Genomic DNA, 21448 nt, shown 5'->3' with positions numbered 1-21448 from the left:
CCCTCTTACGTCCTGGACGCTGCAATGCAGACGCACGATACTTCGCAACCGACCGACGCTCCCGAACGTGCTCCCGAAATCCTTGTGCTGTCGAAGCTCGAGCCCGCGGCCGCCATGGCTGAACTCAGCGCCCGGTTCACGTGCTACAACGCTTTCGAGAGCCCGGGACTAGAAGCGCTGGTTGGAGAACACGGCCATACCATCCGCGGCCTGGTAACCACCGGCGGTCGCGGAGCCGATGCGCGCCTCATCGACAGCTTGCCCGCGCTCGAACTCATCACCGTGTACGGTGTGGGTGTCGATGCCATAGACTTTGCGACCGTCCGCCGACGGGGCATCAGCGTGACCAATACGCCAGACGTTCTCACCGACGACGTCGCCGATCTCGCCATCGGGCTGTTCCTCGCGGCAACTCGCCTGATCGCGGCAGGTGATCGTGCGGTACGCGCGGGACAATGGTCGGCACCGCTGCAGTCGCGGCTTCCGCTGAGCGCAAGGGGCCGCAAGGTCGGCATTGTCGGCATGGGGCGGATCGGAAAAGCCATCGCCAGGCGCCTCGCCGTGTTCGACGCCGAGATCGCCTATTGCAAGTCCAAGCCGGCGAGCGACATCGCGTACCGGTATTTTCCCGATCCGGTTTCCCTCGCGGCGTATTGCGAGGTGCTGTTCATTGCGGTGCCGGGCGGTGCAGGCACGTTTCGCTTGATCGACCGCAGAGTGCTCGATGCTCTTGGTCCCGGCGGCTTGCTGGTGAATGTGTCGCGCGGAAGCGTCGTGGACGAAGCTGCCCTCGTTGCATCGCTCGAGTCGAACAGTCTGGGCGCCGCGGCGCTCGACGTGTTTGCCGACGAGCCCAACGTACCGGCGGAATTGCTGAGGCTGGAAAATGTCGTCCTCACCCCTCATATCGGCAGCTTTACCTACGAGACGCGTTTGGCCATGGGGCAATTGGTCATCCAGAATGCGGACGCATATTTCGGAGGGCGCGCGCTTCTTACCCGGGTGGAGTGAGGCCGCCTGGCGAGTTTGATAGTGCCGATATCCTGCCTGGCCATCCGGCGGGGATGAACCGCGCTACCGCAGCCTTCACCCTTGTGCTGGCTTCGTGCCGGCGCTTGGTGTCATTGAGGGGAGAGGTGGACGAGTTTCGGCGACCGCAGTTCCTGGGCCATTTTTGCTGCCTGGAAAATTGTCATCAAAACGAAGATAGACTCGCCCTCAGTCGGGTTGATGGTCAGGACCACACGGCCGCGCTCGTCACTCATGGCGCAAGCCCAGTCTTTGACCGCGATCACCTCTTTGCCAGCCATCTGCCCCACCGTCTCGCCATTCGATATGCTTGCCCACGGTGACGCTGATCGGCAACCTGTCACCGGTATTGATCTGCCGCGCCAAGCACAGGATTCTGACGCTGCTGGCCCGTTAGTCAAGAGACTGCTAATATAAGCCGTTCGACTAAGGGGGGTGTCACAATGGGTAGGGGGCAGGAAGCGGAAATCGCCACTCCCAACATTGCTGGGGGCGATGGCGCGCTCAGGGCGAGCGGAGCATGCGGCGATCCGGGGTGGCCTCTGGGGCTAAAGCTCGGAGCGCAAAGGTTCGGCCGCTGCTGAGAGGGAGGAGCACAAATGGCCGCCTATCTGATCGCGGATGTAGACATAAAAGACGCGGCGGTGTTCGAGGAATACCGGCGGGATGTGCCGGCCACCGAGGAGCGTTACGGTGGGCGATACCTGGGTCGTGGCGGTGCGACCAAGGTTCTTGAAGGTGATTGGGAGCCACACCGTTTGGTTATTATCGAATTCCCCGACATGGCGTCATTGATGGGCTGGTACAATTCGCCGGAATACGCCCGCCTTATCGACATCCGCAAGCGTTGCGCCAGCACCAGAATCATCGCGCTCGAGGGGATCGCAACACCCGCTGTGTGACGATGTCGTGGCTCACTCTTGTGCTGTCATCACGCAGATGGCCGGTCGTTTTTGCGCGAAGTCCGCACACCGCGAAAGCGGGTCTTTAGGGCCGGCAAACCAAGGACTTCAGTCTTAATTGCGCGACTTCTAATATGTTATAAGCTTATCAGCGCGGGGGCTTTTCCCGCAATCGCAGTGGCCGGTGCGGCGCGCTTCACCCAAGCATCTACCCGCACCGGCCATTTCTTTTGCGTCCGGTAGCGCTGGCTACTTACAATTCCAAGCAACTCAGATGTCGTCGCTGCCGGCGAATTCCCTAATCAAAGCGTGGGTCTGACCGGCGGGCTTGAGGGGACGGCGCGGCTGGCAAATATATGCGCCAATGCTAATGTTCTAGAAGCATGAATGAAGGAACGCAAGGGATCGAGCTGCCCAGCTGGATTGCGCGGGGGATACATGCGCAGGTCTGTCAAAATTCTCATCCCGGCCTTGGCCGTCGTTTCGACTGGGGCCATTGCCCACGAGTGGTATACGGGGAAGACGGATCCCGTCACAGGCTTCGGCTGCTGCGGAGGGTCGGAGTGCGCACCGATCCCGGTATCTGAAGTCAAAGAAATGCCGGGCGGCTATATCTATCTCCCCACCGGCGAGTTCATCCCGCATCTTCGCATACAGCATAGCCATGATCGGCAGTTCCACCGTTGCATCTATCAATCGGAATTTCTCAACCTGGATCAGGGAAGTTTCAGAAAGGGCGACACCCGCTGTTTCTTTGCGCCGCATACCGAGATCGGCGCTGCCTTCTAAATCCGAGTTGGTGAGGTGAAGCGCTGAGGGAGCCGCGTTTCTTCTGCCGGGGCAGGCGGCCCAGCAACTTGCTAGGGGACTAACAGCGGTTGCCGCTGGGCCTGACCAGTAAGGCTCGAGGAGGCGCTGTGCTGGCTGAGCCGAAACATGCGCTCACTGTGATGCAAGAGCCAGAGCGCATCCGCATGAGGGTCTACCGCCGAAAGATGTACTCATTGCGGCAATGGGCAGCAGACGGGAACCTTGCCGCCGCCGTGCGCAAGGCATTGAGCGCAGCATGGTAAGTCTCGCAACAGCCATGCCAGATACCATGGCGCCTCACCAAAGGAGGGATCGATGGTTTCGGTTATTGCAAGTCAGCATCGGCAGGTACCGGAAACTCAATTGAAAGCCGCAAAGCCAGAAACAGGCGAAGGATTTGCGCCGGGCAAAAGCGCCGACAGCGTAGGACATCGCGCCAAGGCAATGGTTGCAGAAACGGGCGACACAGATTCTAACTCGCAGGGCACCGCCGCATCGCAGATCGCCAGAATGGACATCACAGTTTTGACGCCGCCGCCCGAAGACACAACTGCGGAGTAAAGCTGGGCCAGGCAACTTTCAGAGGCTGAGATCAAGCGCTTTCTGAAGGCAGCGGAGGCGCTCCATAAGTGCATCGTCAAGCCGCTTCTATCGCCTACCTGCGTCCGTTATCGAACGCTCCAGGGCGCGCATGAAGCGCTCCCAAAATCTATCCGAGAAATCGCTGGCCGTTCATTCAATGGCTCGGGACGGGACCGGCGCGGGCTACGGCTGGGGAGCGCTGGCTAAGCAGCCCGGCGCCCTGCTTTTGACACTGAACGAACCAGAAGGGCGCCGAGCCTTTACCGGCGGCGCTTTGAGGGAAACGACGCCGAGTGTTGAATTATAGCGCTCTCGCTAGAGTTGTCGGAATACAGCCTTTTGGACGATGGCGGGCGCTTTGCCGTGTCATTAGAAATTGCTAAAGTGCAATCGATATCGGGAATTGTCAGATTGGATGCTGCACGCATTAGCTTCGAGGCCAGACGACGGGCAGACTCTGTTGCGCCGCCGCCTAAATATGATCCTTTCTGGGCAAGTGTGGCCGGAGCGGCGATAGCCGGCAGCGTGGTTGCTGTTTTTTGTTGGATTGTCGGCAGCAGTCACATGGCAGGTGCGATCGGCATAGTCATGATTTTGGCATTTGCGCTGCCGTATTTCTATCTCAGGGGCCAGGACCGGAAGAACAGTGAGGCCTTTGATACGGAGTACATCAGCTTGTTGGAACTAGAGAGGGAAAGAGAGAAAGGCTTGGCTGCCGCCAAAACCAAGTCGCTTCCGGTAACAAAAGCTCGCCTGACGATAAGAAGACCCCGCGTTCCCGTAAGAAAATCCCGCCTGTAATCGCGAATGGAAACCGACTTTCGATAGCTATCCGATAGCGTTATCCGCAATCATCACAATGAATGGCGGCAAGCTTAAGATGCTCATGGTAGTATCAGGCTTGTTTGCCGCATCGCAAGGTCAGTCCTAAGTGCTCTCAACAGTCTTACGGGAAAAGCTGGTTTGCGAATGCGGTCGCACGGGGTATTTGAAGCTACGAGAAGACGATCAGCCCCTCAGCGGCACCTGGGAATCCTACAGCTTGGAGGGTTTCAATGGCGGTAGCCTGACGATCACCAGTTCCGGAAATATTCCGGGCGACAAGTTGGCCTATCTCCGTCCTTCGTGTCCTCAATGCAGCCAGTGGGGCAAGGTGAAGTATGCCAGCCGGACCTAAGCCGGCCACAACATTGGCGCACGGTGCTCTCACCCCAAGGATAAGTCCAAGGCGCTGGCGATAGCGAAGGAGATCGGCAAGAGCCAACAGCGATTTGCCAGGGGACTAGCAGCGGCGGCCACCGGGCCTGACCAGTCTGGCTTCGAGGGGACGCTGTGCTGGCTGGCGCGAAGCATGCGCTCCCTCCAATGCAAGGGCCAGAGCGCGTGCGCATGAAGCGCTACCGCCGAAAGATGTAACCTCGAATACCCTTCCGAAGCGGGACGTGGCACGGAATTCGCGACGGCATCATCATATCAGGGAGAGGAGTCAAAATGATGCGTCAAGATGGAACAACAGCGCGAAAAGCAGCAACGAGGTACGTGCCAGAATGGCGCCTCAACAAGAGAACGTTTGAGGTTCCGTACCTCATGAAGCTCGGCAACATTGGCCGCCAGGAAGCGCTGGCCATGATCGCCAGGCATGGTGGGGACAGAGACGAAATCACTGCCGAACTGTTTTCGCGGAGAGGTCGATCGCAATAGCTTTCGCAACAGGGTTGGACCCATGAGGCCTCGCCTATGCGGGAAGCCCGCAATCCAGCCCCAAACCCTGAAAAGCCCGCCACGGGAGCGACCTGCGACGGGCTTTTGGAGTGGCGACATCCCTAAGGAATCGACCGCTTGTCGTTGTGTTGTGAACAGCGTCATTGCGCTGGCCTATGGTGTAATCGCGAAACCCTTTGGCTTAATCATTCCCGTCCGGGGCTGCTCTTATATCGCTCGTGCTCGCATAGCAGCGAGGCTACAATTGCGATCTTCCCCCATGCCATTATCCCCCGATCAAGGCGAGCGCGCGGCCGAGGGCTCGGCACGAGCTGCATCACGTTTGGCGGCCTTTTTGGCTGCGCTATGGGAACCAAGACAGCAGCGATCCGGTTTCAGGGGATGAGAGGACATGGAGATGCCAAACAAGATCAAAGAACCGCCGGGGCCCGACCCAAAGAAAACACCAGGCCGTCGTCCCGACAAGGAATCGTCGCCGGAGCCTGAACACGTCGATCCGCCACCGCGAGATGTGAGAGAGGCACCGGCACCAATTCCAAACGGCGATAAGAATTCCTGATCACCCCTGACCAAATGGCCCGCTGCCTTATGGTGACGGGCTTTTCTCTCGTTTACTTTGAGCCGGTGCTAAGGACTGTGTACGACGTGGTCACCGCGCCGGAACCGTTACCACGCGTGACGCGCACTGTCGCAGGTCCGCTCTTTGCAGGGGCAGCGGTTGCAGTCGAGGCTACTGTCCCGATCACGTCCGTCGCGCTGGCGTAAAATAGCTCGCCATTCGGCGAGACGCCCCACCTCGTGACATCATTCTCATCTCTGACCACCTGGCAACGTCCAACCGTTTTTTGACCAGCGTGCGGAACTCTCGATATCTGATCGGCCAGCGCTTCTTCGCATTGGGGCGTGGTCGAAAAGACCATGGGCTTTGCTGCCGGCGCTCGGCATAGCATCAAATCGGGACTGCACGACAACAGCACCATAATGGCAGACGTTACCGTATCCATCGCCCTTCGCCTCCGCGACGTAATATAGCTTCAATGCTGACACTGCGGAATGGTTCAAACTTTCGGGTAGTGTCTCAGTCTGAAATAAGCGGAATGATCAGCACGGCGACGACTTCGATGACGGGGATTACCACGTAGATGGCAAGGAAGCCGGCAATCCACATCCCGATTTTGACCAGCCATGACGAATGAGGGGTCGCTCTCCAAGCGAAAAATGCGCTCGCGACGCCCAAACCCAATGCGACAATGCCAATGACCGGAGACCGCGTCATTGGCAGCATTAGATCATCAAAAAATAGAAAGATCGCGCCAATGAAGATTAGCTGGGCCGCGAGCCCAAATAGTAACGCGCGTTTCACGCGGCCCTCCCAGTGCTATCTTTTATAGGCATTAGGCGACGGCTTTCGTTTTGTAAGGGCCGCGCGGCCCCGGCTTCGGCGTAACTGAATCTATCTTCTCGCAAAGATCGTCCATTGACCAGAGCGTGGCGGAAACGCCAGCGGCCATTGCTGGCGTCATTTTCAGCGTCTTGTGATGAAGGTGTACCAAACCGCGTAGATCGCGACCATGTGGACATGGTTTTCGAACTTCTTTGAGAACGCATTGGTGAGGCGCGTGAAGCGGCGATTGGCCATGCGCATCGTGAGATTGGCACGCTCGATATGCGACGTGCTGACATGCACCGGATCGGGATTGCCTTCAATCCGCGTCTTGGTCGCGCCGGTGCAGACGGCGGGGGAGACACTACGAACTTTCGAGGCCGCTGCATCATGTGGCGGGCTTCTCTATTTTATTTTCTGTATCGCCCTTTCTCGCACCAATAATGGACAACGACACCCGGTTGCGCCCGAAACAGAACGGCTGCAACTTGACAATTCTCGCGGTTGTAGGCCTCTGCCTCCATCGCATCGAAGGTTGCCACATGGATCCGCATTTCGGCGGCAGCGGAGCTTCTGTAGAGCGTGTAGATGACGGAGTCGTCAGCCTTGGGCGCGCAGCCGGCCAAGACTGAAACCAACGCCACGGCGCGGAAGAACCTCATTTCAACATCATTGGTGCAACAAGAGGCAACCATGTGATTTCACCGGTGGCGGTGCGCGACCAAGAACCAAGTCTGAGCGGTCTGTCTGTCAAGCAAGAGGGTTGTCGGCTGCGGCTGGCCCGGATTCATATAGGCCGCGATCGGACTTGATACCGAGGCTCGCTGTTCGAGCAACCGGCCAAGGCAGCAACCACAACGACACCGAAAAGCGCTCCTCGCATATCCTCCTATGTCGCCTCCATGTCGCACGGACCCACCGATAGTCGCAGGAAGGATTTGGAAAGCAAGAATTCGTTCAGGGTGACCGCTCCGTGATTCATGGTGTGTGTTGTGCATGGCTGACGAACCTACATTGCTGGCAACAGTGCAGGCCAACTCGCCGGTGCGAGCTTTTCTCCGATCCTTCCGAGATTTGCGTTCGGCCGCGTGATTCCTGCGCATGGCAAACATGCCAAGCGTACCTATCACCAAAATCGGCGATTTCGCTGCATCGCTAAGTGTTTAGAAATGTTGGCTCCCCGGGCCGGATTCGAACCAGCGACCAACCGGTTAACAGCCGGTTGCTCTACCACTGAGCTACCGGGGAACAGACGCTCTCATGTGAGTGGCGCAGCCTATAGCAAACCCTTTTCCGCTTTGCAAAGAAGCATTTCGTATTTTTCCGAGGCTTTTTCGCTCAGGCGTTTCTCGCAATCGTTGGCGGATGTCCTCATATTAGCCGTCTTGGCAGGGGTACGGAACCGAAAGCGCGGCTGCGGCTTTGGTTGATGATGTTCCTGAGCGGTGAAAACGGGTCAATCTTCGAGACGATGACAGTACATGACAATCAGATGCCGGCGCGGAAAATCTCGGTTTTCGGACGTGAATTCAAGATGCCGCGCTCGCGCGGGCTCAGAATCACCATCGGCATCGTGCTAACCATCGGCGGCATCCTCGGTTTCCTGCCGATCCTCGGCTTCTGGATGGTTCCGCTCGGATTGCTGGTGCTGTCCTATGAATTCGCCCTGGTTCGCCGCCACCGGCGCCGTTTTGTCGTCTGGTGGGAACGGCGCCGCCGGCCGGATTGAGGGCCGATAGCGCAGGGCTCAGCGGCCGGCGTGCTCTTCCAACGCTTCGCGGATCTGCTTGAGAATCGCCGCGGCTGAGGCGAGCTTCGCCCGGTCGTGCGGCGACAGGCTGCTCGCACTCCCGATACACAGGCGGTCGATAGCATAGCGCAAAAGCTCTTCGCACTGCGGCAGCGACAGGCCGGACGCAGCATTCTTGTCTTTTGCCGCCATTGTCGGACGCATGGCTAGCCTCCCGCCATGCTGAACGTATGGGCCGTGGATGGGTTTCATCCGAGCGCGAGCCATGCTTAACAATCCGCTAATGTATCGCCGTGAGGTCCTCCCCGACGATTTGACGGGATGCTGCCCGGATTGGCGCAGAGGAAACCGTCCGGAATGCACGGTGGCCGCTTGACGGCATTTTCGCCGCAACCTATTGGAACCGGGTGGAACGCCGGGAGCAACGAGGCCTCGTGGCGGAGTGGTTACGCAGAGGACTGCAAATCCCGTCTAACCTCAATGATTTCAACGCCATTCCGAAAAACACCCTGATTTAGGCCGTTTTCGAGGCACTTTCGGCCATTGATTCCATTGTGTTTTCCGGGCTTTCGGAATGGCCGAACCGTTTCAAGGTCGCCGTGAGCACCCGTTTTTCGGTCTCTTTGGCATACGCGCGATAGGCATTGGTGTGGTGCGTTGACAGCGCCTTGCCCTGGCCTTCCGTCAGTCCGGACTCCTCCATCTCCGTCATGCCGCCATGGCGCGCCTTCTCCAGCGTAAAGCCGGACATGCCGAGCAAATCGGCCATCTCGCGAATCGCTTTCGGGAGGAGCGTCGTGTCACCGAAGAGTTGGCCGTCGGGCTTGGTGACGATCGACAGGCCGCGCTGTGGCACTGCGGCGAGCACTGATTCGGCATCGGGGTAGAAGCTCACCACCTGGTTGCCGATCGTCGCTTCGAGCGGATGGTCGACCTCGCCGCCGTTCTTGCGGTGCAGGATCTTGATCTTCGTCGGGTTGGCGGCCGAGCGATAGTTTGTCCAGGAGGCATAGCCAGCCGAGATTGAGGACGGTCGCATGAACCATTCAAAGGCCAGCACAGCCGCAGCGCCAAGCTCCGGCCGTTTCTTCTCGATCGCACCGCGGGCGAATCGGTAGACGGTCGCGCGGTCGACATGGGTCTTCTTCCGCTTGTCGCGTCGCTTCTTGGTGACGCCGTTCCAGGGGTTGGGCACGTCGGGGCGGAACAGCTTCGGGAAATGCGGTAGCATCCGGCCCCATGCGGTTTCGCAATACATCAGCACCTTTTCGGCAGAGCGCGGGGCATCGGCGAATCGGCCATAGACCGCGACCGCTGTCAGCACGCCGAACTCGATAACCCGCAGATCGGCGGTGCGCCGGCCGTTCTTTTTCGATGTCACGTCGCACACGCGGCGGAAAATGCGCTGATAGTCTGGCCGCGAGGGCTCGGAGACGCGCTCGAGGAAGGCGTCGGAGGTCAGATAGTAGTCGAGCAGCCAGCCGACGGTGCCGTAGCGAAAATGCTCTTTCAGCGGGCGCTCGCCCTGGTCGACGCGAGCAGCCCCGATCTTCCACTCGTCGAAGCGGTCGTTCCAGACCTTGGCGGCTTCGGCGAGGTCTTGCTGGGAGAGATTTTCGCCCAGCGTCGCGGAGCGCCACTGGCAGCCGGCCTTGCGGTAGAGTTTAGGGCAGTTCCAGTAAAAGCCGGTCGCGCCCGATCTGAGCGCCTTGCTCGACACATAGCGGGGCAGGGTGATCTCGACGGACATCAAAATTCGGCTACGGGCGGGACCGCGTCGTTGTCGGCGTCCAGCCCTATCGCGCGATCGAGGTCCGTCCTGAGCCAAAGCCTGCGCCGTCCTTTCCCCGATCCTTCGTCCACGACAGGGGCTGGATATGATTGCCCCACCAGGCGCAGGAACGCTTCCACCGTTCGCTCGCCGACATAGCCGGCCGCGATTTCAGGCGGCATTCTCGGCGGCCAGCAACCAGAAGGGATCAGTGCGCGCTTAGTCATGCACATTATCCTCGTTTTTCACAACCGACTGTTCCTTGTTGTCGTGGAAACGCGCCGACCAGTAGTCCACGTTCGAGGCGCGCGACTTCGGCGCGCGCCTCCTCCAGTCTGGCTTAGCATCATGGCCGACCTACTTGATCGCGCGCAGCCGAGAGCCGACGCCCCGTGCCGGCGCCGGCTTATGCAGGCCCAGGCCGCTCGATTTCGCCAGCGCCGAGCGTGTGGCCGAGTAAGTCGGCGCGACCATCGGATAGTCGGCAGGCAGGCCCCATTTGGCGCGATAGTCATCCGGGCTCAGACCAAAGGCGGTCCGGAGATGCCGCTTCAAGGATTTGAACCGCTTCCCGTCTTCCAGGCAAATGATGTAGTCGGGGAATATGGACTTCTTCGGATTGACGGCTGGCTCCTGCTTCACTGCCGGCGCCGCAGTGAGCGCGCCGCCGAGCTGGCGAACCGACGCGTTGACGCTGGCGATCAGTTCCGGCAGTTGCGTCGCCGGCACCGGGTTGTTGCCGATGTAGGAGGAGACAATCTCGGCGGTTAGTTCGATCAAGCGAAGATCATTGTTTTCCATGGTAGGGCTCTCCTGTTGCAGTTCTCAGTCACCGGAGTCGGACGGCTCCGATCTTATGCGGTGACCTTGCCGCCCTTTCGGGCTAGGGCTCGGCACCACCCGCCACACATGCGGGTCTTGGCTGGATCCTCGTGGCAGACGAAGGGTGCGCCGGTGCGCACCGCGCTCTGGTAATCCCGCCTGGTATGCAGGCTGACCGAGGCCTCGCTGTCCTTCCGCGCCGCGCAGCCGCCGCATACCGGCGGAAGGTCGGCCTCGCGCGTGCGGGCGATCGCCCTGCGCTGTTGTCTTGGCATCGCCGGCCGTTCAGAAGGCTGGTAGGAAAGGCAGGTGACGCCGGCGCCGGGATCGGTGACCCAGCCGCCTTCCGGCCACACGCCACCGTCCTTCATCTCGATCATCGCCTCGACGATCTCGCATTTGCAGTGGTTCGAGCACCAGCGGCAGAGCATGTCGTAGCATTCCGCCCAATCGCCGCGTCCGGGGTGATAGGGCTCGCGCTTCATGGAAGCTGTGCTCGGATTGTTCATTGATGGCGTCCGTGGCAAGTAACCAAATCAGTAATACAGTGTAGCCATTTTGGTTACAAGCGAGGCGTGCGAAAAACTGTCGGGTTGAGAGCGGTTGTCTCCTTGGCAGGGCGCCCGCCCATCTCTTCGCCCGCAGTCGCGTAAAACTCCATGGTAAGGCGGACATCGGACGCGAAGCGGTGCCAGTTGGCATCGACGTTCATCTGGACGTGCGGATCGTCGATCGGCTTCTGGAACCGATCGGCATAGTGTTCCTCCGCCAACTTGCGGGCCCACGCCTCGACGATTGCGGGATCAATGCTAGGCGCAGTCATGGCCGTGCCTCCGGTTCGCGCTGGAGTCTCAGGTAGCCGAAGCCCGGCCCGGACAGGATCTTGTGCCCGCTCTCGCGAAGCTGGCGCACGTAGCGATAGACGGTGCGGGTGCAGATGCCGACCTTTTCGGCCAGCATCTCAGCGGTGACGATCTCCTCGCCGATCGCGTCTAGCACCTGGCCGCGTTTCAGGTCTTGAATGCCACTCATGGGTCGCTCCTGGCGATCAGTTTCGGTTTCAGCTTGCCTCGCTTGGCCTCGTTCTCGACCGAGATCGGAACACCGGGGCGCTGGGCGAAGATCGTTTCGAGGACCTTGCGCACTTGGTCGGCGCCGGGCGCGCCAGTGGCGAGGATCATCAATGCCGCATCGGCCAGTGCGTGGCGAATGTTGGCGGCTGTCGCCGGTACCGAGGGCGCGGCGCGCTCTTTGGCCCTGCTGCGCCGGCGCGAGAGCTTGAAATATTCGCGCTGCCCATCCTCGTCCAGGTTGGTGAAGCCACCCGCCTTTGCGTTGCGCGCAGTGAGGAGGCCGTAGAGCTTCATTAGCGCCCCGTCTCGCGGATCAAGTTCAGTTTGGACATGTCCAATTTCTCTGTCCATCACGTCACTCGCCACCGTCGCCAGCTTTGCGCGGTCGTGCCTTGGTGATCAGCACCAGTTCACCATTCGGGTAGACCAGCTCGACCTGTTCATTGCGGCCGATGCCGTCAAATATCGCCGTGAGCTGGAGGGTCAGTATCTCGTTGGCGCGCTCCAGCAGATCCATTTTCGCCTGCGTCTGAGCCTGGGCGATCCGGGCCTGTAGGTCGGAAATGCGCGGGGGGTGCGATACTTGGTCAGCCATTTAGTTTTTCCTCCATGAAATTTAAGCGGGCTCGCATGTCGGCGATGAAGCGTTCGATATCTTCGCGACGAGCCGGGGTTTCGTTGCTGGTATCGAGAATGTCGGCGGCCCATCCGGGCGCTTTTGCTGCAATCCTTGTGCAGCGTTGGGCAAACTCGATCGGCGTCATGCTGCCTCCTCGTCGGGCGTGCGGTCGGTGTAGGGTGCGAGGCCTCGAAACTGGATGCCGGTGTGCAGCAGCTCTGCCCACTCGCCCTCGCTGTCGCGGTAGATAATGCGGCGCTCGCCGTAGCGGCTGAGGCATTCCTGCACGACGTTCTCGGCGTCGTTGGTGACGCTCATCGCGCCCGGTCGGCAGTTGTCGATGATGAACACGAAGCCGGCCATGACGGCCATCTCGCTGTAGCTGGAGCGGGTTATCGGAATCCCCGCTTGCCATTCTGGACCGGACGCACCGGCCATTTATGCTTCCGCTTTTTCTGCCCGGTGCGGCCTTCCAGGCGTTTGAGCTTGGCGATCTCGGGAGCGTCGACCTTTGCCGTCTTGGTGCCGTGGGTCGGCTTGTTGAGGGCCACGATGAACTCGAGCGCGCAGGACGGCGGTATCGTGTCGCTGGTCTCTTCACACCAGCGCCGCCGCTGCAGCGCCGGATCGTGGTCGAACTGGACGCCGTCGAGCGGATTGAGCCGCGCGCCACCTGGTTCCTTGCCGCCCTGTCGAACGACGATCTCAAGCTTCTCCTTGATCGTCAGGGAGCGCGGGCGCCACTTCACTGGCGGCCCGAGCACCTGGGCGCCGTGGTCTGGAAGGATTGCGATCCGACCGGCCATGTCAGCCTGCACTCGGCGGGTTGAGCGCAGACAGCCTCCGCGCTTTGATTCGGTCGGCCAGTTGGCGGCTGCTCTCGTCGTTCTGGAACCGCGCCGCCACGTCGAACTCGGTCCAGACCTCTTCCACGGCCACCGCGGATCGCGCGCCGGCAAGCGCAAGCTGGAAGTCCTCGAAGAATTTGCCGAAATTGAAGGCTTTGCCTTCGCCGTAGTCGGAGGCCTGTTTCTGCTCCTCCTCCTCGGCAGCTTCCGCGCCGTCGTGCTCGCCAGCCATATCCCTGTCGAAGCCGTTGTCGGGAATCGTGTCGATGTCGGTCGGCGCATCCGGGCTCGGCGGCTTCGGCGGCGATGGTGGGGTGAGCCTCGCCGTGGGTGCGGGTTCGTCGTCGTGCTCGATCAGCTCGCCGGCGACTTCGCGTGCCTCGAACTCATCGCGGATGCCGCCAAGGACGTCGCCGAAAAGTTCTCGAAGGCAGAAGCCGGCCGATCGCCACTGCTTCATGCGCTTCGGGTGCCGAAACCAGGGCGCGTCGTTAGGGACATCGCCCCACTCCTGCTTGGCGTTCTTCCACACCTTGCCGCGCCGCGTGGGGCGATCGTCCCAAAGGCCGGCCTGCTTGGCGTCAGCCACCGAATAGACTTCGAGTTTCGTTTCGCCGGTGTCGGCACGCACGGCCTTGCACCAGCCGATGGTGCGCTCGTCGAGAGTGTTCATCTCGGCCACCTGATCCTCAGTCAGGCCGAGCCGCAGGAGCGCTTCCTTCGAAGCGTTGCGGAGATATCCGAGTTCCAGCGATTTCGCCCTGCCGGACCGGCGAACGACGTTGATCAGGCCATCGCCATACAGCGCCGGCTTGCCGCCGATGACGGTAAAGGACCGAAGCGCCACCATGGGCGGCAGGCCGAGTTCGGCGCCGGACATGATGACGATTGCGACCGCGCTCGTGCCCTTCTTGCCCCAGCGGTTCCAGGCGTCGTTGTCTGCGCCTTCGCCCGGTTCTCTGCCGACAAGAGCCTGTGGCGCCAACCCCGCCTCAACGATCATTGTCGAGAGCCTCCAGGTCTCTTCGATCGATTGGGGAATGATGGCGCTTATCGCGCCGCCCACCATTAGTGCCGGTACCTGTGCCCGTTCGTTCATTTCCAATCCTCGGGGTTGAAGCGGTTGGCGCGCCACGTGTGGCGCATTGCGTCGTGTTCGATCCGCATGTCGTTCCATGCGTACCAGCAGGCCCGTCGGACCTCGCGCAGCAGCGTCGAGACGAAGGCGAAGATCATCACCGGTAGCCAGAGGATGATGATGGCGAGGCGGACCCAGCTCATGGCTATTTGTCCACGTCGTCGAAGATCGACCGGTTGCCGTTCTCGTCCAGCAGCGTGCCGTCGGGCGACCACTGGTGCACGCCGTTCGCATGCTTGGCGGCGCGCTGTTCGTCGGTGCGCACGTCAATGCCCAGGATCTCGACCTTGGCCAGTTCGGAGTGTGTCTTGATCTCCGCGACCTGCACCGAGACCTCGCGGCCGCGCATAGGGATCATGACGCGCTGGCCGACTGCGACGTCGAAGGCGCCGGCGAAATAGTCATACAGGCGGTCGCTCTCGCCGAATTTCACGGCGACGATCTTTTGGTCGGTCATGCTGCCCTCTTGTCAGGAATGCGCTCCATGCCGGCTGGCAGGATGGCGTCTTTGTTGCGAGCGAAGCGCGCTGCGACCTTCTCGACCGCCTGACGAACCTCGGGATCGTCTTTCACGGCCAGGACCAGTGCGTCGTAGTCGGTGATGTTCGCGATCCAGTAGGTGTGGAGGGACACCTTCGCGCCGGTCCGGCCGGCAAACACGGGGCGGGCCTGCGCATCGCGCTCGGCATCTGCTACGCGCTGCGCCAGCCGGTCGGCCTCGCGTTCTGCCTCCGCACTGAACGACGAGGCCACGCCGGTCGATGGGGCCTGCTCAACAGCCACTTTTGCCGCATCGGCTGCGCGCTGCGCGTCCTCGGCTTCTCGCTTGATGCGGTCTGCCGTTGCGCGCGCCTCCTGTTGGCGAATGGTCTCCTGCCGATCGAGTTCCTTGAGCCATGCCTCGCCGTGCTTTTTCAGCTTTTTGGCGAGTTCCTTGGAATCGGTGCGCAGATCGCGCCATTTGTCGTCGACCGCGTTGCCGCCATCGAGCCATGGACGTTTTTCGACGTTGAACTGTTCATCCGCCTTCGTGGCGATCCCAGCGAGACGCTTCGCCCAAACCCCCGCCTGATCGGCCTGCTGCTGAGTGGTGATCGCCTTCTTGAGGAACCCTTCCACCGTTTCCTTCTCGGCCAAGAGTTCGGCTTTCAGGTCGGCGTGCAGATCGCCGGTCTTGGCAGGAAGGTTGTGTTCTTTCGAAACCGCTGGTGGCTCATCCGGCCATGCGCCGCCGGCCAGGACCGAGTGATAGAGCGCTTCCGTGATCGGGTTGCGGCAAGCATAGTTCCAGACCTTGTCCGCCTCGGCTTCCTCGCCGTTCTGCAGGCAGATCGTGTTGCCCGACGGGTCGCGCCATATGGCGACGGGCACCAGCGGCGCGTCCTTGAACGGACGGTTCCTGAAAAATCCTGACTCCGGGGTATCAGCGGAGGGGCCGAGCAAGAGCAGCTGTTCGCGCGTCAACTCGCGATACTCGCCGCCGGCAAGCTTCAAGGCCTGCCTCCACCAGTCATATTGATTTGCCATTTGGGCGCTCTTTCTGTTTCACGTGTAACCATTTTGGCAACACAAAGGGCACGACGAAGCGGTCGTGGGTGCTGTCTGCTGCCTATGTTGGGAGGACCCGGCCGAACTGGCGCTGGAGGTGTGGGATCTGGTTTCCACCAGCCCGGCCGGGAACACGCAGATACTCGACACCAGACCGCGAGCCATGATGGAAAAATACAACCAGGGGAAACTGGGCCATCGGTCTAGCGATCCTTCTGCGTGAAGTGATCGTAACCAATTTGGTACGGATTGCAAGAGGTAGTGCCGAAATGGTTACTCTCTACGCAAAAAAAATCAGATCAGAGTGTGGATATTCTCAGCCTGGCCCGGCCAATGACCTTCAATTCCGCTGGATTGACGGTTTCATTGGTCGCCGCCGGGTTGTCGCTATGGACCTGGACGGTGCCTGCCGTTGTGGGCGAAAGGTAGCGCCATTGCACCGCGCCGGCGATATCGAGCGCGTAGAGACCGGGGCGATTGGGGAGGTTGTCATCTATATCGATGACAAGCGCATCCCCTTTGGCAACAACGCCGTTGGCCTGGTAGGTGTCGACCATCATGAACCGCAGGTTGTGTCCCGATGAGTTTGGCAGCATCCGACTCAAAAAATCGGGCTCGAGGATGAGTCCTGGAGATTCCGGGCGGTTTTTGCCGCTGGATATCTCGAAGACGTGGTTGAAGCGGGTCGTATCAATCCGCGCAAGCTCCGGGAACATAAGCTCTTCCGGCCTGCAATTCAGGTGAGGCGCGATCCGCTGTGCCCACTTCAAAGTGAGCTTTCGGCTCTTGGAGCCTTCATCTTCCTCTTCCTCGAGGCGGCCCATCTGCGGCCTTGTGGTGCCAACGCGACGCGCGAGTTCGGCCTTGCTGAGCCCGGCTTTCTCGCGGAAAAATTTTATTCCGTTCCTCATATCAACGCGGTAGCGCAAAACAATTCACGGCGAAACTGTGCCAGATCGGTTACAATCATTGACTTGTAACCAGAATGGTGCCAAAACCCGCCCATGGAAAATGTTCATCCCCTGAAGAAGTGGCGCGAAGAGCGCAATCTGAGTGCTGTGTACGTCGGTGTTAAGATCGGCTGCACGCGGCTGTCGATCACTCGCTATGAGGAAGGGCGGATGCCGAAGCAGCCCTTCCTCGATCGCATCGTCCTTATGACCGACGGTGAGGTGACGGCAAGTGACTGGTTGGGCAAGGAGGCTGCTGATGTCGTTGCGAAGCGACAGGCTTCGGCTTGACCCGAGGTACGATCAACAAGGTTCCTCGTTCCGTCCGAAGTCGGTCGGCGCGTTCAACAACACCCCAAGCCGCGACACCGAACGGTGTCCAGGTATCATCGTCACTCGTCATTCGCAGCCCCCTTACACAGGTGGCGACAATGGCGCGGAAATTGTTGGAGGTGTCCGACAGGGCATCCGAGAAACCCGACTGGTCGTCGTTCCTTCTCCTGTTTTTTGTGAGGAATCGATGCAAGACATTGCTGCAGAGCTACAACAGGTGGTCTTCAAGGCCGCCGGACCTATCAAGCCAGGCATGGGCATCAAGGCCCAGATCAACGCTGCCTGTGACAATCTCGGCTACCCGCGCGGCCACTGGCGCGTGCGGGCAGCCTGGTATGGCGACGCGTCCAACTGGCGCGGCAAGGCCATCTTCGATCTTCTCGGCCGTTACAACCGACTTTGCCAGAAGGCAGGTTCCACGCTGGAACCGGCCAACGATCCTTTGGCCGTGGTCGCTAGGACCAGGGAGCAGGGCTAGCTATGCCACGCCGCCTGTACTCGGAGACTTGATTTCCTCGGGCAATAACTTGGTCTTATGTCAGCCACGCAATGTTTCAGCCTGAAACATTCCGGAGGATTTAACTAAAATGAAGCAGACTGACGTGGGGCCGACGGTAGACGGCGAAGTTAAAGCCGTGATGGCCGGATTTTGCATGACGGCCAGAAGTATCGGAGCAGCCGCTGCAGAGCATGCTGCAAAGGTGCATCTGGTGGCGGCAGCGGCATATCTGGCAGACACTGTCGGCCCCGGCATGACTAATCAAATCCTATCGGCGGTGTTGTCGTCGATCGGATAGGCTGAACTAAAGACACTGAACGGCAATACCATTTGTAGCTTGTAGGATTGCCGCTCCTCGCAGTTGAGAGAGCGACATCATGACGATCATTACCCGCAAGCGGGCGGACCAGTATGCTATTATCCCGAACGCTGTCGCCAGTGATGACAGCCTGACGTTCGAGGAGCGTGGCGTGCTGGTCTACCTGCTGGCGAAGCCGCACGACTGGAACGTGTCGGTGAAGAACCTCCAGAACGAAGGCGGCATCGGCCGCGACAAGGTCTATCGGATCCTCCAGAAGCTGGAGGATATCGGCTATCTCAAGCGCGAGCAGACCAAGAGTTCAGACGGCCGCTTCGGCGCCTATAACTACACCGTCCACGATGATGCTGTGCCCGAGAGCCTGCCGCTGCCACGTCCTGAAAATCAGGAAGCGGTCGGGCCGTGTCCTGAAAACCAGGAAGCGGCATCGCCGCTTCCTGAAAATCCGGTAACTGGTCCACCGGTTAACGGGAAATGCGACACATACAAAGGACTTACTAAAACAATAACTGAATCTTCCCCCCTAACCCCCAAGGGGGAGGAGGGCAGGAAGGATTTTGATATTTTTTGGTCCTCATGGCCGGAGCAGTGCCGTCCAGACAACCGGGAGGTAGCGGCAAAGCTGTTCTGCAAGCTGGAGCCGGTCGTCAGGGCCAAGGTCCTGGGCGCGGCAGAGGCCTACCGGAAAGCGATGGTCCACCGGAACAAGCCCGCCCGCATGATCCTGTTCCTTCGCGACCGGCTGTGGGTCGAGTTCGATGGCGCACCGCCCCTCGACAGCGACGGGAATTTCTACATCACGCCCGATCGTCCCGAGTGGCGGGAATGGCTGGGATCGATCCGCCGGGAGTACGGCGAAGCGGGCGTGCAGAGCGCGGTCAAACACAAATTTATGAAGCGGAAAACACGGTGGCCGGCCGACCTTTCGCTTGCCAATAGTATTGCCAATTTGGCAACATCTGGAACCGGAACGGCTGCGTCGGCAGATCGAGGTTGATTGGAATGAAGCGTCTTTTTCTCGACACCCCGGCCGACCTGGATAAGAGGATCGACCGCTTTATCGAGCACATGCGCCATGCCGAGGAGATTTTCTTCGTGGCCAACAAAAAGGGTCTGCCCACGGCGCGCGACCTGCTCTGGATCCTGTTCGCGGACGCCGTCAACACGGCGCGCAATATGCCCGACGCCGAGCGCCGCATGGTCTCCAAGGTCGGATCGGCCATGCCGTCGTCGCGAGAGACCGAGCATCAAGCCTATGTGCGCGAGCTGTCTCGCATGACCGACGGTATGCCGCAGTACGACACGACCGAGGTCCGGATCGTGGTTCACGAATCCGCTGCCGACCGGATGGTCGACATCATGGACCTGCTCCGGTTCGTGCGGGCAGGACGGCAAGGCCAAGACGCACAGCGCTACAAGCGCACCTTCCTGGCTCACGCCGGCGGCCATGGTGCCGAGTTCTGCACCCGCGTTTGGGACAAGCACCGCGTCGACATGATGTCTAGGCAGTCGCTGCACGACGTCAAGAGCCGGGTGCTGGGCCAGATCCTCGCCGGCATCGAGCAGGAATTCGGCCTGGTCCGCACCAGCCGGAGTTTCCGGCGCCTGAACATTCGAGAGATCGAGCAGCGGCGCAAGGATCGCAAGCGCGAGGAAAAACAACGCCGGCGGGAGGCGCAAGAAAATGCTTGATATCGCCATGCCGCGCCATCTCGTGCAGCGCAGAAAGAACGTCGGCTATGCCGCGGTCTGTGCCGTAGGCTTTGACGCCGATTTGGGGGTTTTCCGGCTGGCAACGGCCGAGAACATCGAGGGCCACCTTCCGCAGCTCCAGGCAGGCCGGTGGGAGAGGCTTCATTTCGCGCACGTCGTCTGGACGCCGGGGCTCCTGGTGGCGCGCACCATCGTGCTTGGCGCCGAACGGTCCCTGGCGAACTGCCATCTCGGGCAGCACTGGTACCGGGCAAGTCTCGACACGCTCAACAGCGTGCTCATGGCCCAGGCCGTGGCGCTCAGGTCAACCGTCTGGTCGCACGCCGAGCTGATCGCGCGGCTTCGAGGCCAAGCTGATCGGGAAGCCGACCGCTTCGCCGCAGGAATCATCTGAATGTTCCCGACCGCAGATCAGATCGCGCTGGCGATCGTCACGGCTTGCCGGCTGAGCGGCACGAACCCTGTCCTGACTGCGCTTGGTCAGGTGGCGCAGAGGGACTCGAGGGGAAGGCATATCGCCTTCGCGGCGCTGCTCGAGGCGTTTCCCGACGCGCGGCGCATGGGGATCGCCAAGTGCTGCGGCTATCGCGGCTACGGCTCTGCCACTGCCAACCTTCCGACCTTCCGAAAGACGCCCTGGTGGCGGGAAGATTGGGTCGAGGAGGTGATCGGCGCCGTCGTCGCCGAGCAATACGGCGACCAAGCGCAATGACCGCCAAACTCTCCCGTTTCATTCGCCGTCTTCGCGCACGGGCAATCCCGCGCGTGTCGTGTCGCGGCCTTCGCATGAGGTTTTTCTGACATGAACGCAATCGACCACGATTTCGCCAAGCACATCGATGTCGAGCTGGATAATGCCACGCCGCTCGCGGCGGTAGAGCCGGAGATGGAGCGGGAGCGCATCGCCACCGTCCACCGCAAGGGCGTCGCGAAATACGAGCAGCGCATCGCCGACACCACCAAGCGCATGAAGCGCAGTCTCGAAGAGCTCGAGGTCGACCGCAAGGCCGAGGAGAGACGCCACGAGGCAGAAATGGCCGCCATCGCCGGGCACGTCGAAACGACCAAGGCCTTGGCTGAGCGCGACATCACTGCCGATGAGCGCTTGGCCGCATCCTGCCGCGCCGCCTTGGCCCAGCTGGTGCGCGAATGAACGCAGTCGTCCCCTTTGACGCCTCCGGTCTCGCTCAGGTCATCGAGCGGGCTCGGGTGCTGTTCGATGACGGCGACGTCGCTGCGGCGCGTATGCTCGCGGCCGGCGCCTACGACCAGGCCAAAGCTGCGGGGAGCTATGCCACGCGCTTCCATGCCGGCGAGCACCTGATCGCCAAGCGCGGCGGCTGCAGGGTGACGCCCTGCTGATCGAAGCCCGTGCCAAGATCACGATTGCCAGCGAGTGGACAGCCGCCCAGGAATCCGGCGAGGCGTCCAAGGGAGGGCGACCGAAGAAAAGCGTTCCTTCCGAGAACGGTTTCACTGCGGCGGAAGCTGGGCTGACCCGGAAGGAAATCCACGACGCGCGCAAGCTGGCCGACGCCGAGAAACGCGAACCTGGTATCGTCGAACGCGCCATCGCCGGGCGCGTCGCCGCCGGACTCGAGCCGAGCCGGGCGAACCTGCGCGTAGCGATCGGCAC

Annotated in this window: 36 protein-coding genes, 1 tRNA gene and 1 pseudogene; 16 read left to right on the top strand and 22 right to left on the bottom strand. The window is 60.7% G+C overall.

Annotated features, from left to right (window positions below):
- Positions 1-24: 24 nt before the first annotated feature.
- Positions 25-1011: a 2-hydroxyacid dehydrogenase gene (locus tag AC1D10_RS12015; protein ID WP_477271850.1), complete on the top strand. Its 987-nt coding sequence runs from the start codon at positions 25-27 to the stop codon at positions 1009-1011.
- A 110-nt stretch (positions 1012-1121) separates the two neighbouring features.
- Here the strand turns inward: AC1D10_RS12015 and AC1D10_RS12010 are convergent, their stop codons facing one another.
- On the bottom strand, positions 1122-1310 hold the full coding sequence (locus AC1D10_RS12010; RefSeq protein WP_477271848.1) for a hypothetical protein: 189 nt from the start codon (positions 1308-1310) through the stop codon (positions 1122-1124).
- 318 nt (positions 1311-1628) lie between these two features.
- Here AC1D10_RS12010 and AC1D10_RS12005 point away from each other — a divergent pair, with 318 nt between their 5' ends.
- From AC1D10_RS12005 to AC1D10_RS11985, 5 genes are all read left to right on the top strand, one after another.
- A complete protein-coding gene (locus AC1D10_RS12005) occupies positions 1629-1931 on the top strand; it encodes a DUF1330 domain-containing protein (RefSeq protein WP_477271846.1) in 303 nt (100 codons plus the stop codon).
- A gap of 387 nt (positions 1932-2318) precedes the next feature.
- Positions 2319-2720 (top strand): hypothetical protein, encoded by a 402-nt coding sequence (locus AC1D10_RS12000; protein WP_477271844.1) that lies wholly within the window; start codon positions 2319-2321, stop codon positions 2718-2720.
- 336 nt (positions 2721-3056) lie between these two features.
- Positions 3057-3302, top strand: coding sequence for a hypothetical protein (locus AC1D10_RS11995; RefSeq protein ID WP_477271842.1), 246 nt, complete (start codon positions 3057-3059; stop codon positions 3300-3302).
- Positions 3303-3662: 360 nt separating this feature from the next.
- The gene (locus AC1D10_RS11990; protein ID WP_477271840.1) at positions 3663-4124 is read left to right on the top strand and encodes a hypothetical protein; all 462 of its coding nucleotides are present in this window, start codon (positions 3663-3665) and stop codon (positions 4122-4124) included.
- Positions 4125-4814: 690 nt separating this feature from the next.
- The gene (locus tag AC1D10_RS11985; RefSeq protein WP_477271838.1) at positions 4815-5024 is read left to right on the top strand and encodes a hypothetical protein; all 210 of its coding nucleotides are present in this window, start codon (positions 4815-4817) and stop codon (positions 5022-5024) included.
- 1099 nt (positions 5025-6123) lie between these two features.
- Here AC1D10_RS11985 and AC1D10_RS11980 read toward each other — a convergent pair.
- The 4 genes and pseudogenes from AC1D10_RS11980 to AC1D10_RS11965 form a co-directional block, all read right to left on the bottom strand.
- The gene (locus tag AC1D10_RS11980) at positions 6124-6408 is read right to left on the bottom strand and encodes a hypothetical protein (protein WP_477271836.1); all 285 of its coding nucleotides are present in this window, start codon (positions 6406-6408) and stop codon (positions 6124-6126) included.
- 31 nt (positions 6409-6439) lie between these two features.
- Positions 6440-6789, bottom strand: a pseudogene (locus AC1D10_RS11975) (IS1 family transposase); the annotation flags it as partial.
- A 50-nt stretch (positions 6790-6839) separates the two neighbouring features.
- Positions 6840-7091, bottom strand: a complete 252-nt coding sequence (locus tag AC1D10_RS11970) for a hypothetical protein (RefSeq protein WP_477271834.1) — start codon at positions 7089-7091, stop codon at positions 6840-6842.
- Between the two features lie 511 nt (positions 7092-7602).
- Positions 7603-7677 (bottom strand) — tRNA-Asn (locus AC1D10_RS11965).
- 244 nt (positions 7678-7921) lie between these two features.
- On the opposite strand from AC1D10_RS11965, the gene AC1D10_RS11960 reads away from it, so the two are divergent.
- Positions 7922-8158, top strand: coding sequence for a hypothetical protein (locus AC1D10_RS11960; protein WP_477271832.1), 237 nt, complete (start codon positions 7922-7924; stop codon positions 8156-8158).
- Between the two features lie 18 nt (positions 8159-8176).
- On the opposite strand, the gene AC1D10_RS11955 is transcribed toward AC1D10_RS11960, so the two are convergent.
- The 17 genes from AC1D10_RS11955 to AC1D10_RS11875 all read right to left on the bottom strand — a co-directional run bounded on the left by AC1D10_RS11955 (position 8177) and on the right by AC1D10_RS11875 (position 16927).
- Positions 8177-8383 (bottom strand): hypothetical protein, encoded by a 207-nt coding sequence (locus tag AC1D10_RS11955; protein ID WP_379095160.1) that lies wholly within the window; start codon positions 8381-8383, stop codon positions 8177-8179.
- A 310-nt stretch (positions 8384-8693) separates the two neighbouring features.
- Complete coding sequence (locus tag AC1D10_RS11950; RefSeq protein ID WP_477271830.1) at positions 8694-9929, bottom strand: hypothetical protein; 1236 nt, start codon at positions 9927-9929, stop codon at positions 8694-8696.
- Positions 9929-10177: a hypothetical protein gene (locus AC1D10_RS11945; protein WP_477271828.1), complete on the bottom strand. Its 249-nt coding sequence runs from the start codon at positions 10175-10177 to the stop codon at positions 9929-9931. Before AC1D10_RS11945 ends, AC1D10_RS11950 begins: the two co-directional genes overlap by 1 nt.
- A gap of 130 nt (positions 10178-10307) precedes the next feature.
- The gene (locus AC1D10_RS11940; RefSeq protein ID WP_477271826.1) at positions 10308-10751 is read right to left on the bottom strand and encodes a Ros/MucR family transcriptional regulator; all 444 of its coding nucleotides are present in this window, start codon (positions 10749-10751) and stop codon (positions 10308-10310) included.
- Positions 10752-10804: 53 nt separating this feature from the next.
- A complete protein-coding gene (locus tag AC1D10_RS11935) occupies positions 10805-11281 on the bottom strand; it encodes a hypothetical protein (RefSeq protein WP_477271824.1) in 477 nt (158 codons plus the stop codon).
- 53 nt (positions 11282-11334) lie between these two features.
- A complete protein-coding gene (locus AC1D10_RS11930) occupies positions 11335-11595 on the bottom strand; it encodes a hypothetical protein (RefSeq protein WP_477271822.1) in 261 nt (86 codons plus the stop codon).
- Positions 11592-11804, bottom strand: coding sequence for a helix-turn-helix domain-containing protein (locus AC1D10_RS11925; RefSeq protein WP_477271820.1), 213 nt, complete (start codon positions 11802-11804; stop codon positions 11592-11594). The genes AC1D10_RS11930 and AC1D10_RS11925 overlap by 4 nt, the downstream gene beginning before the upstream one ends.
- Positions 11801-12139 (bottom strand): hypothetical protein, encoded by a 339-nt coding sequence (locus AC1D10_RS11920; RefSeq protein ID WP_477271818.1) that lies wholly within the window; start codon positions 12137-12139, stop codon positions 11801-11803. The genes AC1D10_RS11925 and AC1D10_RS11920 overlap by 4 nt, the downstream gene beginning before the upstream one ends.
- Positions 12140-12200: 61 nt before the next feature.
- Positions 12201-12440 (bottom strand): hypothetical protein, encoded by a 240-nt coding sequence (locus AC1D10_RS11915; RefSeq protein ID WP_477271816.1) that lies wholly within the window; start codon positions 12438-12440, stop codon positions 12201-12203.
- The gene (locus tag AC1D10_RS11910) at positions 12433-12609 is read right to left on the bottom strand and encodes a hypothetical protein (RefSeq protein ID WP_477271814.1); all 177 of its coding nucleotides are present in this window, start codon (positions 12607-12609) and stop codon (positions 12433-12435) included. The genes AC1D10_RS11915 and AC1D10_RS11910 overlap by 8 nt, the downstream gene beginning before the upstream one ends.
- Positions 12606-12827, bottom strand: coding sequence for a hypothetical protein (locus AC1D10_RS11905; protein WP_477271812.1), 222 nt, complete (start codon positions 12825-12827; stop codon positions 12606-12608). Before AC1D10_RS11905 ends, AC1D10_RS11910 begins: the two co-directional genes overlap by 4 nt.
- Positions 12828-12856: 29 nt before the next feature.
- Positions 12857-13270, bottom strand: coding sequence for a hypothetical protein (locus AC1D10_RS11900; RefSeq protein WP_477271810.1), 414 nt, complete (start codon positions 13268-13270; stop codon positions 12857-12859).
- A gap of 1 nt (position 13271) precedes the next feature.
- Positions 13272-14411, bottom strand: coding sequence for a hypothetical protein (locus tag AC1D10_RS11895; RefSeq protein WP_477271808.1), 1140 nt, complete (start codon positions 14409-14411; stop codon positions 13272-13274).
- On the bottom strand, positions 14408-14593 hold the full coding sequence (locus AC1D10_RS11890; RefSeq protein ID WP_477271806.1) for a hypothetical protein: 186 nt from the start codon (positions 14591-14593) through the stop codon (positions 14408-14410). Before AC1D10_RS11890 ends, AC1D10_RS11895 begins: the two co-directional genes overlap by 4 nt.
- Positions 14594-14595: 2 nt before the next feature.
- Positions 14596-14907, bottom strand: coding sequence for a primosomal protein N' family DNA-binding protein (locus tag AC1D10_RS11885; RefSeq protein WP_477271804.1), 312 nt, complete (start codon positions 14905-14907; stop codon positions 14596-14598).
- Positions 14904-15944, bottom strand: a complete 1041-nt coding sequence (locus tag AC1D10_RS11880; RefSeq protein WP_477271802.1) for a hypothetical protein — start codon at positions 15942-15944, stop codon at positions 14904-14906. The genes AC1D10_RS11885 and AC1D10_RS11880 overlap by 4 nt, the downstream gene beginning before the upstream one ends.
- Before the next feature lie 353 nt (positions 15945-16297).
- Positions 16298-16927 carry a helix-turn-helix domain-containing protein gene (locus tag AC1D10_RS11875; protein WP_477271800.1) on the bottom strand — a complete coding sequence of 210 codons (630 nt, stop codon included), beginning with the start codon at positions 16925-16927 and terminating at the stop codon, positions 16298-16300.
- Between the two features lie 75 nt (positions 16928-17002).
- Between AC1D10_RS11875 and AC1D10_RS11870 the strand changes: the two genes are divergently transcribed.
- The 9 genes from AC1D10_RS11870 (at position 17003) to AC1D10_RS11830 (ending at position 21174) form a co-directional block, all read left to right on the top strand.
- On the top strand, positions 17003-17239 hold the full coding sequence (locus AC1D10_RS11870; protein WP_477271798.1) for a helix-turn-helix domain-containing protein: 237 nt from the start codon (positions 17003-17005) through the stop codon (positions 17237-17239).
- On the top strand, positions 17208-17759 hold the full coding sequence (locus AC1D10_RS11865; RefSeq protein ID WP_477271796.1) for a hypothetical protein: 552 nt from the start codon (positions 17208-17210) through the stop codon (positions 17757-17759). The genes AC1D10_RS11870 and AC1D10_RS11865 overlap by 32 nt, the downstream gene beginning before the upstream one ends.
- 109 nt (positions 17760-17868) lie before the next feature.
- Positions 17869-18078 carry a hypothetical protein gene (locus AC1D10_RS11860; protein WP_457153321.1) on the top strand — a complete coding sequence of 70 codons (210 nt, stop codon included), beginning with the start codon at positions 17869-17871 and terminating at the stop codon, positions 18076-18078.
- 79 nt (positions 18079-18157) lie between these two features.
- Positions 18158-19096 (top strand): hypothetical protein, encoded by a 939-nt coding sequence (locus AC1D10_RS11855; RefSeq protein WP_477271794.1) that lies wholly within the window; start codon positions 18158-18160, stop codon positions 19094-19096.
- A gap of 5 nt (positions 19097-19101) precedes the next feature.
- Positions 19102-19791, top strand: coding sequence for a hypothetical protein (locus AC1D10_RS11850; protein ID WP_477271792.1), 690 nt, complete (start codon positions 19102-19104; stop codon positions 19789-19791).
- Positions 19784-20206 carry a hypothetical protein gene (locus AC1D10_RS11845; protein WP_477271790.1) on the top strand — a complete coding sequence of 141 codons (423 nt, stop codon included), beginning with the start codon at positions 19784-19786 and terminating at the stop codon, positions 20204-20206. Before AC1D10_RS11850 ends, AC1D10_RS11845 begins: the two co-directional genes overlap by 8 nt.
- A complete protein-coding gene (locus AC1D10_RS11840) occupies positions 20207-20524 on the top strand; it encodes a hypothetical protein (RefSeq protein ID WP_477271788.1) in 318 nt (105 codons plus the stop codon).
- Positions 20525-20614: 90 nt separating this feature from the next.
- Positions 20615-20965 carry a hypothetical protein gene (locus tag AC1D10_RS11835; protein ID WP_477271786.1) on the top strand — a complete coding sequence of 117 codons (351 nt, stop codon included), beginning with the start codon at positions 20615-20617 and terminating at the stop codon, positions 20963-20965.
- Entirely contained in the window at positions 20962-21174 is a 213-nt protein-coding gene (locus AC1D10_RS11830) for a hypothetical protein (protein WP_477271784.1), read from the top strand. The genes AC1D10_RS11835 and AC1D10_RS11830 overlap by 4 nt, the downstream gene beginning before the upstream one ends.
- Positions 21175-21448: the final 274 nt, after the last annotated feature.

This window comes from Mesorhizobium sp. P2_A8, assembly GCF_056404935.1.
This window is presented reverse-complemented; position numbering and strand designations above follow the sequence as displayed.